Source organism: Mesorhizobium sp. CA15, assembly GCF_020165215.1.
Lineage (GTDB): Bacteria > Pseudomonadota > Alphaproteobacteria > Rhizobiales > Rhizobiaceae > Mesorhizobium.
The window spans coordinates 220,335-237,049 of the sequence record NZ_JAIUHQ010000007.1 but is presented as its reverse complement, the minus strand read 5'-3'; the positions used below and the strand labels follow the sequence as shown (position 1 = coordinate 237,049).

Below are 16,715 nucleotides of genomic sequence, written 5' to 3'. Positions count from 1 at the left end.
ATCCGTCTCGGCGCTATCGCGCCGATCCACCTTCTCCCACAAGGGGAGAAGGAAGATGTCGACTGTTATCAAAACTTCATGGTTCCGATATGCGCCTGAAACATTGAAGCGAGAGCTTGGCGGTCCCGCTCAATGCCATCCCGGAGACAGCCATGAACAAGCTTTCGCTCACCCGCCGCGCTTTCGTCACTTCGGCCAGCGCCTTCGGCCTTGTCGGCGCCTCCGGTCTGGCGCTGCCCTATTATTCCCGCGCCAGCCAGCGTCCGGCCTTCACGCATGGCGTCCAGTCCGGCGATGTCGACGCCACCTCGGGCATGGTCTGGACCCGCACCGATCGTCCGGCCCGTGTGATGTATGAAGTATCGACGACCGAAAGCTTCGCCAATGCGGCGCGGCTGGCTGCGCTCGATACCTCGCCGGCCAGCGACTACACGGTGAAGCGGCTGCTCACCGATCTCGCCTCGGACCAGGACATCTTCTACCGCATGACTGCTGCCGATCTTTCCGACATCAATGCCGTGTCCGAGCCGATCGTCGGCCGTTTCCGTACCGCGCCGTCGTCCAAGCGCGACGTGCGCTTCGCTTGGTCGGGCGACACCGCCGGCCAGGGCTGGGGCATCGACGAGACCGGCATGAAGACCTATTCGACCATCGCCAAGCACACACCGGACTTCTTCCTGCATTCCGGCGACACCATCTATGCCGACGGCGCCCTGAAGGACGAGGTCGACCTGCCCGGCGGCGGCAAGTGGAAGAACGTCGTCATGATCGACGGCAAGCGCAAGGTGGCCGAGACGCTGGACGAGTACCGCGACCAGTGGAAGTACAACATGATGGACAAGCATGTGCTTGGCCTGTCGGCCATCTGCCCGACCTTCTACCAGTGGGACGACCACGAGGTGCTCAACAACTGGTCGGATTCGAAGGACCTGACCGCCGACGACCGCTACAAGGAAAAGTCGATCCATGTGCTGGCGGCCAGGGCGGCTCGCGCTTTCCATGAAATGACGACCATCCGCTACGAGCCGTCGGAGCCGGGCCGCGTCTACCGCAAGGTCTCGCATGGGCCGCTGCTCGACGTGTTCTTCCTCGACATGCGCTCCTATCGCGGCCCGAACGGTCCTGATATGGAAGAGACGCTGACGCCGAAGTCGCGCATGATCGGCGAGGAGCAGTCCAAGTGGCTGAAGCGCGAGCTGGCAAATTCCAAGGCGACGTGGAAGGTCATCGCCGCCGACATGCCGCTTGGCCTGGTCGTCTGGAACGACGCGGCGAAGAAGGCCGGTGCCGAGGCTGTCGCCAACGGCGACAATGGCGCGCCGAAAGGCCGCGAGTTGGAATTCGCCGACGTGCTGCGCTTCATCAAGAATGCCGGTATCACCAACACGGTGTGGCTGACCGCCGACGTCCACTACACCGCGGCGCATTACTACAATCCCGACAAGGCGCAGTTCCAGGATTTCAATCCGTTCTGGGAATTCGTCTCCGGCCCGATCCACGCCGGCACCTTCGGCCCCAACGACCTCGACATGACCTTCGGGCCGGAGCTGAAGTTCATAAAGGCGCCAACCGCCGAACAGGGCCAGAACCTGCCGCCGTCGGCCGGGCTGCAGTTCTTCGGTCTGGTCGACATTTCCGGCGCGACCGAACAGCTCACCGTGCGGCTGATGGATCGCGACGACAACGAGCTTTACAAGGTTACGCTCGATCCGGTGCGGTCGGCTTAGGCTGCGTTGATATTCAGGTGATGCCGGCCTGCGAACAATGGTTTCCTGCGCTTCTGGTGCTCACGTATTTTAAGTACGCTCCGCTCCGGTTCTCGGAAACCACCGTTCTCGGCCCGGCCTAACCTCAACACACCCTGGGCCCAGCAGCCGCTCGGCCTAATGCCGCGATGTCAAAGCGCCGTGACAGTCCAGAACTGAACTCGGAAATGCCGTGAAGAGCGTCAATCCGGATAGCAAGCCGTGGGAATCTTCGGCCAGACCGCGGTGTCGCAGTTGGCATCCTTCTGGCGTTGCTTGAAGGCGGCGCTGACCGGGCCGGTGACGATCGGGTCGACGCCGTCGGGCGCGTCGGCGAACATCTGCTGCGCGGTCCTGGCGTCGGGCGGTACGATCGTGTCGGCTTGCCGAAGCGCAGCCGCCGACTGCGCGGCACCGGCCGCGACGAGCACGCCAAGCGCCGCCCACGCGAAAACCGGACGCAATCTGGACATCTGATCGGTCATGAACATGGAACTGTCCGGCCCCTCAAAGGTTCCGCCTTGGTTAACGGAATCATTTCACACCAAGACGTTTAAGAATCAGTGACCATGTATTTGGGGTCGGGCCTCCCCTTTCGCAATTGCGAAAAACCTTGTATGAGCCGCGCAACCGAAAAAGGCGGCGCCTCTGGGCCTGCTGCCTGCAACGCTCCCGAGACCAGACAATGAACCTCCGCAATATCGCGATCATCGCGCATGTCGACCATGGCAAGACCACCCTGGTCGACCAACTCCTGAAACAGTCCGGCGCCTTTCGCGACAACCAGCGCGTCGCCGAGCGCGCCATGGATTCCAACGACCTCGAAAAGGAACGCGGCATCACCATCCTGGCCAAGGCGACCTCGGTCGACTGGCATGGCACCCGCATCAACATCGTCGACACGCCCGGACACGCCGATTTCGGCGGCGAGGTCGAGCGCATCCTGTCGATGGTGGATTCGGCGATCGTGCTCGTCGACGCCGCCGAAGGGCCGATGCCGCAGACCAAATTCGTCGTCGGCAAGGCGCTCAAGGTCGGCTTGCGCCCGATCGTCGTCATCAACAAGATCGACCGTCCGGATGCCCGCCATATCGAAGTGGTCAACGAGGTGTTCGACCTCTTCGCCGCGCTCGACGCCACAGACGAGCAGCTCGACTTCCCGATCCTCTACGGTTCGGGCCGCGACGGCTGGGTTTCGGAAAACCCCGAGGGTCCGAAGGACCAGGGTCTCGCCCCGCTGTTCGATCTCGTCGTCAAGCATGTGCCGGCGCCGACGGTCCATCCCGGCCCATTCCGCATGATCGGCACCATCCTCGAGGCCAATCCGTTCCTCGGCCGGATCATCACGGGCCGCATCGAGTCCGGCACGCTCAAGGCCAACCAGGCGGTCAAGGTGCTGCACCATGACGGCACGCAGATCGAGACCGGCCGCATTTCCAAGATCCTCGCCTTCCGCGGCCTCGAGCGCCAGCCGATCGAGGAAGCGCAGGCGGGCGACATCGTGGCCATCGCCGGCCTGTCGAAAGGCACCGTCGCCGACACCTTCTGCGATCCGGCGGTGAGCGAGCCGCTGCATGCGCAACCGATCGACCCCCCGACCGTGACCATGTCCTTCCTCGTCAACGACTCGCCGCTTGCCGGCACCGAGGGCGACAAGGTGACCAGCCGCGTCATCCGCGACCGGCTGCTGCGCGAGGCCGAGGGCAATGTCGCGCTCAAGATCGAGGAATCGGCCGAGAAGGATTCCTTCTTCGTGTCCGGCCGCGGCGAATTGCAGCTCGCCGTGCTGATCGAGACGATGCGCCGCGAAGGTTTCGAGCTTGCCGTGTCGCGTCCGCGCGTCGTCATGCAGAAGGGCGACGACGGCCAGCTGCTGGAGCCGGTCGAGGAAGTCGTCATCGACGTCGACGAGGAGCATGCCGGCGTCGTCGTGCAGAAGATGTCGGAACGCAAGGCCGAGATGGTCGAGCTGCGTCCGTCCGGCGGCAACCGCCAGCGCCTGGTCTTCCACGCGCCGACGCGCGGCCTGATCGGCTATCAGTCCGAATTGTTGACCGACACGCGCGGCACCGCCGTGATGAACCGGCTGTTCTTTGCCTATGAGCCGTATAAGGGCGAGCTGCCCGGCCGCACCAATGGCGTGCTGATCTCCAACGAGCAGGGCGAATCGGTCGCCTATGCGATGTGGAACCTGGAAGACCGCGGCCCGATGATCATCGATCCGGGCGTCAAGGTCTACCAGGGCATGATCATCGGCGTCCATTCGCGCGACAACGACCTCGAAGTGAACGTGCTCAAAGGCAAGAAGCTCACCAACATCCGCGCTGCCGGCAAGGACGAAGCGGTGAAGCTGACGCCGCCGATCCGCATGACCCTGGAGCGCGCGCTGGCCTGGATCCAGGACGACGAACTGGTCGAGGTGACGCCGAAGACCATCCGCCTGCGCAAGCTCCATCTCGACCCGAACGAGCGCAAGCGTTTCGAGAAGGCCGCCAAGGTGATGGGCGCGGCGTAAGGTTCCACGGAAAGTTCGAAAGAGGGAGCGGGTGCTCCCTCTTTTGTTTCAGCGGCAGGCGGCTGCTTTCGTTTCAAATTTGGGCGTCGGCGCTGCCCCTCATCCGCCTGCCGGCACCTTCTCCCCGTGAACGGGGAGAAGGGAATCTCGCGCGGACTCCGGCGCTCTTTCTGCAACGTTGGTGAGGCGAAATCGGCGACGACAGCCCCTTCGCCCCGTTCAACGGGGAGAAGATGGCGGCAGCCAGATTAGGGGCGGCGCCGGCGCTGGCGGTTGTTGTCGCCTTGATGAACGATCGCGCCTTGCCGGGGCGTGCCAACTCCACTCTGATCGGCTATCGTTCTTTTCTATCTTATAGGGAGCGACCTCATGCATCTCGCCTCGTTGCTGATCTTCGCCGCCGCGCTCTTTGTCGCCGCCGGTTCGCCCGGCCCGTCGATCGCAGCCTTGGTGGCGCGGGTGATCTCGAAAGGATTCCGCGACGTCTTCCCGTTCCTGCTGGCGATGTGGATCGGCGAGGGCGTCTGGCTTTCGCTGGCGGTGTTCGGGCTCGCCGTCGTGGCGCAAACCTTCCATTACGCGTTCGTCGTCGTGAAATGGGTTGGCGTCGCCTACCTTGCTTATCTCGCGTTCAAGATGTGGACGGCGCCGGTCGAGGCCAAGGAGGGCGAGATGCCGCGCGAGGACTCGCCCCTGAAACTTTTCCTTGCCGGCATGGCGGTGACACTCGGCAATCCGAAGATCATGATGTTCTATCTGGCGCTGCTGCCGACCATCATCGATCTTGCCTCGGTCAGCGTTGTCGGCTGGGTCGAGCTGACGCTGACCATGGCGCTCGTGTTGATCGTCATCGATCTCGCCTGGGTGCTGGCCGCCTCCCAGGCGCGCCGGTTGCTGAGGAGCAAGCGCGCCATGAAGATCGCCAACCGTGTCAGCGCCACGACGATGGCGGGCGCTGCCGCCGCTATCGCCGCGCGATAGAGCGCCGGCCTCACATCATTTCAATGATCGGCGCGACCTCGACAGTGAAAGCCGGGTCCATCAGGATCGGGCAGTCCTTGGCTTTGGCGACGGCATCGTCGATGTCCTTGGCTTCGACGATCGTGTAGCCGGCCGTCGGATTGCTGCCACCATTGTTCTCGATCTTGCCGCCGGGCAGCACCGTCTTCGACATGCCGACCGGATTGCCGCCGTCGACCACGGCCGAGCCGAGCTTGTCGTACCAGCCGGTCCAGGCATCCATCGCCGCTTTGCGTTCGGCTTCGTCGGTCGGCATCTTGCCGGAACCATGATAGACATAGAGAAATTTCGCCATGTTCTCCTCCCTTTGTCGGCGGCGTCGAACCGGCATGCGGCCACGCCGCTTGCGATGTGCAGTGATGCTGCAATCCGATATGCGGCCTTGCCGCAATCCTGATCATCGGACCAAAACGAAAAACAGGCAATCGATGTTAAGTTGAGTCGACTGTAACGAGATCACCTTGCCATGGCGTGGTATTCGGGGTTGGGCCGCATGTCGACTGCAGCTGCCACCCGGTTCGACATGTTGAAGAAGGCGGCGGTCGAGGCGATGTCCCAGATGTCGCGGTCGGTGAAGCCGGCCTGGCGCAAGGCGGCGCGATCGGCCTCGACGATTTTAGCCGGCTCCTCGGTCAGCATGACCGCGAATTCGAGCATGGCGCGCTGCCGGTCCGATAGCTCGGCGGCGCGAAAATTCATCACCATCATCTCGCCGAACGCCGGTTCGCCCGACAGCTGGCGCACCGCCGCGCCATGCGCGGTCAGGCAATAGAAGCAGTGGTTGATCGAGGAGACGACCACGGCGATCATCTCGCGCTCCAGCCTCGACAGACCGGAATCGCCCAGCATCAGGTCGTTATACATGTCAGTGAAGGCGCGCAGCTTCTTCTCGTCGAAGGCGTAGGCGAGAAGCACGTTGGGCACGAGGCCGAGCTTCTCCTCGCATTTGGCGAAATAGGCTTTTGTCGTCTCGCCGAGCTCCGCCAGGACAAGGTCGAGCGCGGTTACTTTGCCGGTCATGATTGTTCTCCTCGCGGGACGGTGGCGTCGGTTGGAATTTTTTTAAGCGCCGTCAAACCTTTGTCGCCAAACGGCGGTCATCTGGCTACCATAGTCGCAAAAGCATATAACGGGAGGGACTAAGCGTCATGGCCAGCGTGAAATCCAAGCCGAAGAGGAAAGCCGCCGCCGCGAAAGCGGAGGAGAAACCCGCAAGGCTTGCCGACTATCTGCTGGCGCGGGCGCCCGCCGAGGACATCGCGGCCTATGACGTGGCCGACCTCGAGCGCGCCGGCGAGCTCGCCGCCCAAGCAGTTGCCAGCCACAGGAAGGGCGAAAGCGTCGTTGCCGTCGAAGCCGATTCGGGCGTTGCCTGCGACAGCCGGCCGGTCACGGTCATCACCGTCGTCAACGACAACATGCCGTTCCTGTTCGATTCCATCCTCGGCGAGATCACCGAGACAAGCGGTGAGCCGACCTTGGTCACCCATCCGATCGTCACCGTCCGCCACGGCAAGACCGGTGTGGTCGAGGTGCTTGGCGACGGCGGCAAGGAGGATGACGACCGGCTGAGCGTCGTCCATGTTCATATCCCGCGGCTGACCGCCGAGCAGGCCAAGAGCCTCACCGGGCGGCTGCACAAGGTGCTTTCGCAGGTCCGGGCGGCCGTCGTCGATTGGAAGCGGATGCTCGCCCGCCTCGACCAGGCGATTTCCGAATTCCGCTATTCGGCGGTGCCGCTCGACAAGAAGAGCGTCGCCGAGGCGATCGCCTTCCTCGAATGGCTGCGCGACGACAATTTCACCTTCCTCGGCATGCGCGAGTTCAAATATACCGGCGGCGAGGAAAGCGGCTCGCTGGAGCGCGCCGACAAACCCGGCCTGGGCATCCTGTCGGATCCGGATGTGCTGGTGTTGAGGCGCGGCACCGAGGCGGTGACGACGACGCCGGAAATCCGCGCCTTCCTGCACGGGCCGGAGCCGCTGATCGTCACCAAGGCCAATGCCAAGTCGTCGGTGCATCGCCGCATCTATCTCGATTACATCGGCATCAAGACCTACACGTCGAAGGGGGCGCTCGCGGGCGAGCTGCGCATCGTCGGCCTGTTCACCTCGACCGCCTACACGCGCTCGGTGATGAAGATCCCCTATCTGCGCTCCAAGGCCGAGACCGTGATCTCGAAATCCGGCTTCGATCCGCACGATCATTCCGGCAAGGCGCTGATCAACATCCTGGAAAGCTATCCGCGCGACGAGCTGTTCCAGGTTCCCATTCCCATCCTGCGCAAGCACGCCAGCGCCATACTCGGGCTGATCGAGCGGCCGCGCGTGCGGGCGCTGGTACGCGTCGACCAGTTCGACCGCTTCGTCTCGATCATCGTCTTCGTACCGCGCGACCGCTACGACAGCGTCGTGCGCGAGAAGGTCGGCACCTATCTCAAGACGGTGTTCGAGGGCCGTCTGTCGGCCTATTACCCGGCCTTCCCGGAAGGCGGGCTGGCGCGCGTGCATTTCATCATCGGCCGTTCCGGCGGTAAGACCCCGAAGGTCGAGCAGTCGGCGATCGAGGCGGCGATTCGCGACATCGTGCGCACTTGGGAGGACGCGCTCGCCGAAGCCGCAGAGGCGGCCGGCAGCGACCCGGCGCTGAAGGCGATCGCGGCGCGTTTCCCCGAAAGCTATCGCGACAGCTTCTCGGCCGCCGTGGCGCTGGCCGATGCCGGCCGCATCGCGAAGATCGGGGCCGACAATCCGATCGCCATCGACTATTACCGCCATGCCGACCAGAAGCCGCACCAGGCGGCTTTGAAGATCTATCATTTTGGCAGCCCTGTCGCGCTGTCGCGGCGCGTGCCGGTGCTGGAAAACATCGGCTTCCGCGTCATCAGCGAGCGCACCTTCGAGGTCGCCGACACCGGCTCCGGCAAAGTCTTCATCCACGACATGGAACTGGAGAACAGCTATGGCGCGCGAATAGACATCTCCGACGGCGGCGCGCTCTTCGAGGACGCCTTCCTGTCGGTCTGGCGCGGCGATGTCGACAATGACAGCTATAACGGCTTGGCCCAGACCGCCGGCCTGTGGTCTGGCGAGATCGCCATCCTGCGCGCCTATGGCCGCTATCTGCAGCAGGCCGGCATTCCCCAAAGCCAGGATTTCATCGCCGCCGCACTCAATCGCTATCCCGAGATCGCGCGCGGCCTGCACGCGCTGTTCGTCGCCCGGCTCGGCCCGGCGGCGGAAGGCGAAGGCGCGGTTGCGGCCAAGCACCTCAAGGCCAAGATCAAGGACGCGCTGGAGGAGGTGCCCAACATCGACGACGACACCATCATCCGCCGCTATCTCAACCTCATCGAAGCCTCGCTGCGCACCAATCATTTTGTAACCGATACGAAACAAAAAGGGCAGTCGCTGGCGATCAAGCTCGATTCGCAGGCGGTCGAGGGACTGCCGGCGCCGCGGCCATGGCGCGAGATCTTCGTCTACGGATCCGAGGTGGAAGGCGTGCATCTGCGCTTCGGCCCGGTGGCGCGCGGCGGCCTGCGCTGGTCGGACCGCGCCCAGGATTACCGCACCGAGGTGCTGGGGCTGGTCAAGGCGCAGCAGGTCAAGAACGCTGTCATCGTGCCGGTCGGCGCCAAGGGCGGCTTCTATCCGAAGAAGCTGCCGATGAGCGCCGGGCGCGATGCCATCTTCGAAGCAGGCACCTCGGCCTACAAGAACTTCGTCTCCAGCCTGCTCTCGATCACCGACAATATCGGCGTCGACGGCGTCATCCCGCCGGCCGGCGTGGTGCGGCGCGACAAGGATGATCCCTATTTCGTCGTCGCCGCTGACAAGGGCACGGCGACCTTCTCCGACACCGCCAACGCGATTTCCGAGAAGCATCACTTCTGGCTGGACGATGCCTTCGCCAGCGGCGGCTCGGCCGGCTACGACCATAAGAAGATGGGCATCACCGCCAAGGGCGCCTGGGAAGCGGTGAAGCGGCATTTCCGCGAGATGAATCGCGACATCCAGACCTCGCCCTTCACCGTGGTTGGCGTCGGCGACATGTCGGGCGACGTGTTCGGCAACGGCATGCTGTTGTCGCCGGCCACCAGGCTGATCGCCGCCTTCGACCATCGCGACATCTTCATCGATCCCGATCCGGACATGGCCGCCTCGATGGCCGAGCGGCAGCGCATGTTCGCGCTGCCGCGCTCGTCTTGGCAGGACTACGACAAGTCGAAGCTGTCGGAAGGCGGCGTCGTCGTCTCGCGCAACGAGAAATCGATCACGCTGCCGCAGGCCGCGGCCGCCGCGATCGGCCTCGCCAAAACCACGGCTACGCCGGTCGAGATCATGAACGCCATCCTCAAGGCGCCGGTCGACCTTTTGTGGTTCGGCGGCATCGGCACCTATGTGCGGGCTTCAGGCGAAAGCAACGCCGATGTTGGCGACCGCGCCAACGACGCCGTCCGCGTCACGGCGCTTGATGTCCGGGCCAAAGTCATCGGCGAGGGCGCCAATCTCGGCGTCACGCAACGGGCGCGCATCGAGTTCGGCATGAATGGCGGCCGCTGCAACTCGGATGCCATCGACAATTCGGGTGGCGTCAACTGTTCCGACGTCGAGGTCAACATCAAGATCGCGCTGGCGTCGGCGATGCGCAAAGGCTCGCTGGCGAGGCCGGCGCGCAACAAGCTGCTCGCCGAGATGACCGACGAGGTGGGCGCGCTGGTGCTCGCCAACAACTATCAGCAGACGCTGGCGCTTTCGCTGGCGCGCAAGCGCGGGCTTGCCGACATCGCGCACCAGGCGCGCTTCATGTCGGCGCTGGAAGCGCGCGGCCTGCTCGACCGGGCGGTCGAGACGCTGCCTTCGCCCGCGGCGCTTGCCGAACGCGAGGCGCGCGGCGAGCCGCTGACCAGGGCCGAGCTCGGCGTGCTGCTCGCCTATGCCAAGATCGTGCTGTTCTCCGATATCGTCGCCAGCGACGTGCCCGACGATCAGCATTTCGATCGCGATCTGATGGGTTATTTCCCGGAACGCATGGCGAGGAAATTCGCCGGCGAGATCCGCGAACACCGGCTGCGGCGCGAGATCATCGCGCGCGTGCTCGCCAATGACCTGGTCAATCGCGGCGGACCGTCCTTCGTCAACCGGCTACAGGAAGCCACGGGCCGCACGGCGGCCGATGTGGTGCGCATCTTCGCCATGGTCCGCGACGGCTTCGCGCTGCCTGCGCTCTATCGCGAGATCGACGCGCTCGACAACCATATCGACGGGCAGGTCCAGCTCGATCTCTATCAAGCGATCAGCCGGCTTATCTTTGTGACCAGCGGCTGGTACCTGAAGCACGAAGCCGGCTCCGCGCCGCTTGGCCAGCGCATCGCCGAATTGCAGGAGGCGCGCAAGGCGCTCGAGCCGAAGCTTCTCTCGCTGTTGCCGGCCTTCTCGCGCGAGCGCGTCGAGGAGCGGCGGCAGGGCCTGTCCAAGAGCGGCGCGCCGGAAAAGCTCGCCGGGCAGCTCGCTCTGGCCGAAGTGGCCGAGCTGATCCCCGACGTCGCGCTCACCGCGCGCACCGCCAATGCCGACATCGTCAGCGCGGCCAAGGCCTTCTTCGCCGTCAGCGATGCCTTCCGCATCCCACGCGTCGAGGAAGCCGCGCGCTCGATCATGCCGCCGGACTATTACGACCAGCTGGCGCTGTCGCGCGCGGCCGACACGATCGGCGTGGCGCGGCGCGGCATCGCGGTGGCGGCGCTCACCGCGCACGGCACGACGGCGGATCCGGTCGGGGCTTGGCTGGAAGCCGGCGGCGACCGTGTCGCGCGCATCCGCGAGCGGCTGCAGGCGCTGACCGAAGGCGGCGACATCACCGTGTCGAGGCTGTCGGTGGCGTCTGGGCTGATGAGCGACCTGACGGGGATGTGAAGTTCCTCGCCCCTGCCAAAGCGGCTGGCCTTTAGCGATAGCGTGCATGGCAGCTTGGCGCATGCATTATCTTATGCAGCGCTGGTCGACCCCCACTCCGTCTCGGCTTCGCCGAGCCACCTCTCCCCCGATCGACGGGGTAGAGGAAGGGCGCCAAGCTTTTTGCCGTCAACGCCCGTCCAGCAACGCTCCCTTCCTTTCCCTCCGGAGGGGGGAAAGGTGGCGCTGCGAAGCAGCGACGGATTGGGGGAACCACGTGGCAATCAAGCCTCGGCCTGATCAGTCGCGCCAGTCACAGAAGATGTGTGTATAGCGTAACCCACTGCGTGGGGCGAGGAACCGCCGCTTGTCCGTTTGCATCGCTGCCTGAAAACATGCAGACATGGCGCCCGACGCGAGCGGTGCCAGGGGAATCAGCATGGTGGCGGTAGAGACAGTGCAGCGGGCATCGGGGCGCGGCATCTGGGGGTGGATGTTCTTCGACTGGGCGGCGCAGCCTTTCTTCACCGTCGTCACGACATTCATCTTCGGACCCTATTTTGTCTCGCGCATGGCGAGCGATCCGACTGCCGGGCAGGCCGCGTGGGGTTACGGCATTGCCGCCGCGGGCCTGGTCATCGCGGTGCTGTCGCCGGTGCTCGGCTCGATCGCCGACCAGACCGGGCCGCGCAAGCCGTGGATCGCCTTCTTCGCGGCCATCAAGATCGCCAGCCTCACGCTTTTGTGGTTCGCGGCGCCGGGCTCCAACCTTTTCCTGGTCGTGCTCTTGTTCTCGCTGGCTTCGGTGGCGGCCGAATTCTCGACCGTGTTCAACGATTCCATGATGCCGCGGCTGGTGCCGAAGGAAGAGATCGGCCGGATCTCCAACATGGCCTGGGGCCTTGGCTATCTCGGCGGCATGATCGCACTGATCTTCGTGGTGCTGTTACTGGCCGGCAATCTCGAGACCGGCAAGACGCTCATCGGCCTCGATCCGTTGTTCGGACTCGATCCGAAACTCGGCGAGGACGCGCGCTTCACCGGGCCGATGTCGGCCGGCTGGTATTTCCTGTTCATCCTGCCGATGTTTTTATTCACGCCGGACGCCACCAAGGGGATCCCGATCGGCCCGGCGGTGCGCGAGGGCCTGTCCGAGCTCAAGTCTACCCTGGTGGAAGTGCGCCAGCGCAGCGGCATCCTGCGCTTCCTCTTGGCCCGCATGATCTATCAGGACGGCGTCAACGCGCTGCTGGCGCTCGGCGGCACGTTCGCAGCCGGCATGTTCCAGTGGTCGATCACCGAGATCGGCTTGTTCGGCATCATCCTCAATGTCGTCGCCATCTTCGGCTGCTGGATCGCGGCGCGGCTCGATACAGCGCTGGGCTCGAAGCATGTGGTGATGATCGCGCTGGTGATGCTGTCGGTCGCCACCATCGGCGTCGTCTCCACCGGACCGGGCTTCACGCTGCTCGGCCTGATCCCCCTGCCGACCGCCGATTCCGGCGGCCTGTTCGGCACAGCTGCGGAGAAAGCCTATATCCTCTATGGCCTGCTGATCGGGCTCGCCTTCGGGCCGGTGCAAGCGTCGTCGCGGTCCTACATGGCGCGCAGCGTGACCGCCGCCGAGTCCGGCCGCTATTTCGGCATCTATGCGCTGGCCGGCCGGGCGACGAGCTTCCTGGCGCCGTTTATGGTGGCGAGCATCACCACCATCAGCAATTCGCCGCGGCTCGGCATGGCGGCGATCATCCTGTTCCTCGGCATCGGCATGGCGATCCTGGCGGGGACACCGTATCCGGCGGATAAACGGTAGGCGTAGCGCGACTTTTCCTTCTCCCCTTGTGGGAGAAGGTGGATCGGCGCGTAGCGCCGAGACGGATGAGGGGTGCTCCAGCTTGGCGAACATGCCCGTCGAAAGCTGCAATCGCCCACGCCTCATTCCCTGGAGCACCCCTCATCCGTCGCCTTCGGCGACACCTTCTCCCACAAGGGGAGAAGGAAGAAGCGCATCAATGCCTGAAGTGCCTCACCCCGGTGAACACCATGGCTATGCCGTGCTCGTCGGCGGCGGCGATGACGTCCTCGTCGCGCATCGAGCCGCCGGGCTGGATGACCGCCGTGGCGCCCGCTTCGATTGCCGACAAGAGGCCGTCGGCGAAGGGGAAGAAGGCGTCCGAGGCGACGACCGAGCCTTTGGTCAGCGACTCGGCGAGGCCCGCCGCTTCGGCAGCGTCCAGCGCCTTGCGGGCGGCGATGCGCGAGGAATCGACGCGGCTCATCTGGCCGGCGCCGATGCCGACGGTCGCGCCGTCCCTGGCATAGACGATGGCGTTGGACTTGACATGCTTGGCGACGCGGAAGGCGAATTTGAGGTCGGCCATCTCGGCCGGCGTCGGCGGGCGCTTCGTCACCACCTTGAGCTCGAGATCGTCGACGACGGCATTGTCGCGGCCTTGCACCAGCAGTCCGCCGGCGACGGATTTCACCGTCGTGCCCGCGGCGCGCGGGTTGGGCAGGCCGCCGGTGACCAGCAGGCGCAAATTCTTCTTCGCCGCGACGATGGCGGCGGCCTCGTCGGTGGCGTCGGGCGCGATGATGACCTCGGTGAAGGTCTTGACGATCTCTTCCGCCGCCTCGGCGTCGAGGATGCGGTTCATGGCGACGATGCCGCCGAAGGCCGAGACCGGGTCGCATTCCAACGCCTTGGCGTAGGCCGCCTTCAGCGATGAGCCCTCGGCAACGCCGCAGGGGTTGGCATGCTTGATGATGGCGACCGCCGCCGAGCGCGCCGGATCGAACTCGCCGACCAACTCGAAAGCGGCGTCGGTGTCGTTGATGTTGTTGTAGGAGAGCTGCTTGCCTTGCAACTGCTTTGCCGTTGCCACGCCCGGCCGCTTGTCTCCCGACAGGTAGAAGCCTGCGCCCTGATGCGGGTTCTCGCCATAGCGCATCACCTGGTCGAGCCGGCCGCCGAACGCGCGCCATGTCGGGTGCTCGATCTCCAGCGCCTCGGCGAACCAGCCGGAGATCGCCGCGTCATAGGTGGCGGTGCGGGCAAAGGCCTTGGCCGCCAGCATCTTGCGGAAATCGAGCGACAGCGAGCCCAGATTCATCTCCAGCGCGCTTACGACGGAAGCATAGTCGGCCGGGTCGGTGACGATGGCGACGTAGGCGTGGTTCTTGGCCGAGGCACGGATCATCGCCGGCCCGCCGATGTCGATGTTCTCGACGATCGAGGCATAGCCGGCGCCGGAGCGGCGGACGTCCTCGAACGGATAGAGATTGCAGACGACGAGATCGATCGGCTCGATGTTGTGGTCGTGCATCGCCTTGGCATGCTCGGCGTCGTCGCGGATGCCGAGCAGCGCGCCATGCACCGACGGATGCAAGGTCTTCACCCGCCCATCCATGATCTCGGGAAAGCCGGTGAGCTCGGAGACGTCGCGGACCGCCAGGCCCGCCCCGGCGAGGGCCTTTGCCGTGCCGCCGGTCGAAACCAGCTCGACCCCGGCGGCGGCGAGCGCCTTGGCGAAATCGACCAGGCCTGTCTTGTCGAAGACGGAAAGCAGCGCGCGGCGCACCGGAACGAGGTCAGGCGCCGGAATGTTTTTTGTGGGCACGGCCATGGCGGGCGGCCTTTCAGAGCTGTTGGCAGGGACGTTGGCCGGCCCTAGCATATGAGCCCCGGAAATCAAGTGAGTCCGGGATCAGGCGCGCAGCCGTTTGCCAGCCAGCCTCAGTTGTTTTCGGAATAGCCGGAAATTATGGTGCGGGTCAGCTGCCAGTGGACCTCGGCAATTTCCGAGGCCTTGAAGGCGAGCACGATCTGCCGGCTGCGGCGCGGCCCGCTCAGGCCGGCAAAGTAGATCGATTCCTCGACCTCCGGCACCACTTCGGCGCAGGTGAAGACCCAGCTGTCGCCCTGCGCGCCGGCGAGCGTCAGGCGGTTGTGGTCGTCCTGCAGTAGGCTGATGTCGGGATGAACGTGGAAGCGCACCGTGACGAAGTCGCGGCCGTTGTTGCGGATCGCGGCATTGCCCGGGCGCAGGAAGCGGTCGCGGCCGGCAAGCACGTTACCGTTGCTGGTCAGCTTCAGCTCGCGCTCATGCAGGAAGCCGAACTGCTGGACATAGCCGTCATGGCGGGCGACGAAGCCTTGCATGCCCTTCTGGTCGAGGCGCTTGCAGGGCACATGCTGCGGGCCGCCGATCAGTGGCGATCCCAACAGGTCGCTGACGCGCAGCGAGTGGCTGAAGCGCGCCGACGAGGTGTCGTTGAGCGTCGCGGTCGAGTGCGCGGCGGTGGCGCGGGCCAGCGGCCGGAATTCCGGGGCGCCGTAAGTGTCGATGCCGGCATTGACGATGAAGTGCTGGCGCCCAGAGGAGAGCTCGAAGGCGAGGCAGCCGGCATGTGCCGCGTTGGAGACGTCGACCGGCGGCGGCAGGCCGGTGTCGGCGATGACCGTCACGCCGCCCATCGACAGGCGCTCGTAGCCGGAGTGCGGCGCGTGCAGCAGCGGCGCGCCCACCGTGTCGTCATGGCGCATGATGGTGGCGATGCGGTCGTGGATGGTGGCGCCCATGCCGTTGAAGCGGGCAAGGCTGCCGTCCTGATGGCGAAAGAAACGCAGCGCCGGCAACATCCGGTCGATGGCGCCGATCAAGGCCGACGGCGGCGCCTCGGCCTGGTTGGCATAGGTCTGGCGCAACGGCAGAAGATCGGCCAGCAGCTCGAGCACCGCCATCGGCTTGCGCGAGATATGGCCGCCATCGGGCAGGATCTGATGCTCGAGCTCCTCGGCCAGGTTGCGTGTCGCGGCACGCAGCGCCGAGGCCGGCGCCGGCAGGGACAGCGCGGCGAAGGCGAGCGCGATGCGGGCGCGCAGCCTGGCCTCGCCATCGGGCATCTCGCGCACCATCGAGCGGAGATAGCGGATCTGCACAGCGAGCGATTTCAGGAACGCGCGATAGAAAGGGAATTCGGCGCCCTGCAGCACCACCGAGGAGTGCTGCAGCCAGGCGATCACCCGCTTGGCCGTCGTTCCCGGCTCCCAGGCGATGCCGGAGATCTGGTTGCCATGCATGGCGATCCAGTCGGTCACCAGGGCTCTCGCGTTGGCGGCGGCGAGCTCGGTGCCGGTGGCGCGCATGTGGCGCAGCCAGCGGAAGCCATGCAACGATTTCTGCCAGCCGCGATTGGGCACGTCGAGCTGAAAGGGCGACTTGCCGCCGGTCTCGACCAAATGGCCCGACAGAGGATAGCGGCCATAATAGATCTCCAGTGCGATCTGCGGGTCGGCGAGCCGCAGATCCGGCGGCGCGATCAGGACGCGTTCGGGCGTGCGGCCGGAATAGCGCCAGCGATAGACCGGCCCGGCGCGGAGGCGCCGGCGCGTTTTGCGCCAGAACTCCCTCGCGACAAGCGTCCAAAGACGCGTCGTGCTGCCGGCAACAAGTGCCAATAGCCCTCCTGATGTCCCCATAACCCGAGCACAAGCTTATGCGATTCAAGAACTTATGCGAAGGCGGATTTCGCCGA

The 16,715-nt window shown here is 65.0% G+C and carries 10 protein-coding genes; 5 read left to right on the top strand and 5 right to left on the bottom strand.

Going from position 1 to position 16,715, the window contains the following annotated elements; translation table 11 throughout:
- The first annotated feature begins 152 nt into the window (after positions 1 to 152).
- Positions 153 to 1,727 carry an alkaline phosphatase D family protein gene (locus LB515_RS14990; RefSeq protein ID WP_224708173.1) on the top strand — a complete coding sequence of 525 codons (1,575 nt, stop codon included), beginning with the start codon at positions 153 to 155 and terminating at the stop codon, positions 1,725 to 1,727.
- Between the two features lie 221 nt (positions 1,728 to 1,948).
- On the opposite strand, the gene LB515_RS14985 is transcribed toward LB515_RS14990, so the two are convergent.
- Entirely contained in the window at positions 1,949 to 2,236 is a 288-nt protein-coding gene (locus LB515_RS14985) for a hypothetical protein (RefSeq protein ID WP_224708172.1), read from the bottom strand.
- A 194-nt stretch (positions 2,237 to 2,430) separates the two neighbouring features.
- Here LB515_RS14985 and typA point away from each other — a divergent pair, with 194 nt between their 5' ends.
- Both typA and LB515_RS14975 read left to right on the top strand, forming a co-directional pair.
- Entirely contained in the window at positions 2,431 to 4,260 is a 1,830-nt protein-coding gene (gene typA, locus LB515_RS14980) for a translational GTPase TypA (protein ID WP_140636971.1), read from the top strand.
- A 369-nt stretch (positions 4,261 to 4,629) separates the two neighbouring features.
- Positions 4,630 to 5,241 (top strand): LysE family translocator, encoded by a 612-nt coding sequence (locus tag LB515_RS14975; protein ID WP_224708171.1) that lies wholly within the window; start codon positions 4,630 to 4,632, stop codon positions 5,239 to 5,241.
- 10 nt (positions 5,242 to 5,251) lie between these two features.
- On the opposite strand, the gene LB515_RS14970 is transcribed toward LB515_RS14975, so the two are convergent.
- Complete coding sequence (locus tag LB515_RS14970; RefSeq protein ID WP_224627971.1) at positions 5,252 to 5,575, bottom strand: hypothetical protein; 324 nt, start codon at positions 5,573 to 5,575, stop codon at positions 5,252 to 5,254.
- A 161-nt stretch (positions 5,576 to 5,736) separates the two neighbouring features.
- A complete protein-coding gene (locus LB515_RS14965; protein ID WP_224708170.1) occupies positions 5,737 to 6,300 on the bottom strand; it encodes a peroxidase-related enzyme in 564 nt (187 codons plus the stop codon).
- Positions 6,301 to 6,428: 128 nt separating this feature from the next.
- Here LB515_RS14965 and LB515_RS14960 point away from each other — a divergent pair, with 128 nt between their 5' ends.
- Complete coding sequence (locus LB515_RS14960) at positions 6,429 to 11,198, top strand: NAD-glutamate dehydrogenase (RefSeq protein ID WP_224708169.1); 4,770 nt, start codon at positions 6,429 to 6,431, stop codon at positions 11,196 to 11,198.
- Between the two features lie 418 nt (positions 11,199 to 11,616).
- Positions 11,617 to 12,990: an MFS transporter gene (locus LB515_RS14955; protein ID WP_224708168.1), complete on the top strand. Its 1,374-nt coding sequence runs from the start codon at positions 11,617 to 11,619 to the stop codon at positions 12,988 to 12,990.
- Positions 12,991 to 13,186: 196 nt separating this feature from the next.
- Here the strand turns inward: LB515_RS14955 and purH are convergent, their stop codons facing one another.
- Positions 13,187 to 14,803 (bottom strand): bifunctional phosphoribosylaminoimidazolecarboxamide formyltransferase/IMP cyclohydrolase, encoded by a 1,617-nt coding sequence (gene purH / locus LB515_RS14950; protein ID WP_224708167.1) that lies wholly within the window; start codon positions 14,801 to 14,803, stop codon positions 13,187 to 13,189.
- A gap of 110 nt (positions 14,804 to 14,913) precedes the next feature.
- Positions 14,914 to 16,659: a heparinase II/III family protein gene (locus LB515_RS14945; RefSeq protein ID WP_411969147.1), complete on the bottom strand. Its 1,746-nt coding sequence runs from the start codon at positions 16,657 to 16,659 to the stop codon at positions 14,914 to 14,916.
- Positions 16,660 to 16,715: the final 56 nt, after the last annotated feature.

Excerpts from the sequence above, each read along its gene's own strand:
- LB515_RS14990 (WP_224708173.1), top strand. The coding sequence starts at position 153 with ATGAACAAGCTTTCGCTCACCCGCCGCGCTTTCGTCACTTCGGCCAGC.
- LB515_RS14985 (WP_224708172.1), bottom strand. The coding sequence starts at position 2,236 with ATGTTCATGACCGATCAGATGTCCAGATTGCGTCCGGTTTTCGCGTGG.
- typA (WP_140636971.1), top strand. The coding sequence starts at position 2,431 with ATGAACCTCCGCAATATCGCGATCATCGCGCATGTCGACCATGGCAAG.
- LB515_RS14975 (WP_224708171.1), top strand. The coding sequence starts at position 4,630 with ATGCATCTCGCCTCGTTGCTGATCTTCGCCGCCGCGCTCTTTGTCGCC.
- LB515_RS14970 (WP_224627971.1), bottom strand. The coding sequence starts at position 5,575 with ATGGCGAAATTTCTCTATGTCTATCATGGTTCCGGCAAGATGCCGACC.
- LB515_RS14965 (WP_224708170.1), bottom strand. The coding sequence starts at position 6,300 with ATGACCGGCAAAGTAACCGCGCTCGACCTTGTCCTGGCGGAGCTCGGC.
- LB515_RS14960 (WP_224708169.1), top strand. The coding sequence starts at position 6,429 with ATGGCCAGCGTGAAATCCAAGCCGAAGAGGAAAGCCGCCGCCGCGAAA.
- LB515_RS14955 (WP_224708168.1), top strand. The coding sequence starts at position 11,617 with ATGGTGGCGGTAGAGACAGTGCAGCGGGCATCGGGGCGCGGCATCTGG.
- purH (WP_224708167.1), bottom strand. The coding sequence starts at position 14,803 with ATGGCCGTGCCCACAAAAAACATTCCGGCGCCTGACCTCGTTCCGGTG.
- LB515_RS14945 (WP_411969147.1), bottom strand. The coding sequence starts at position 16,659 with ATGGGGACATCAGGAGGGCTATTGGCACTTGTTGCCGGCAGCACGACG.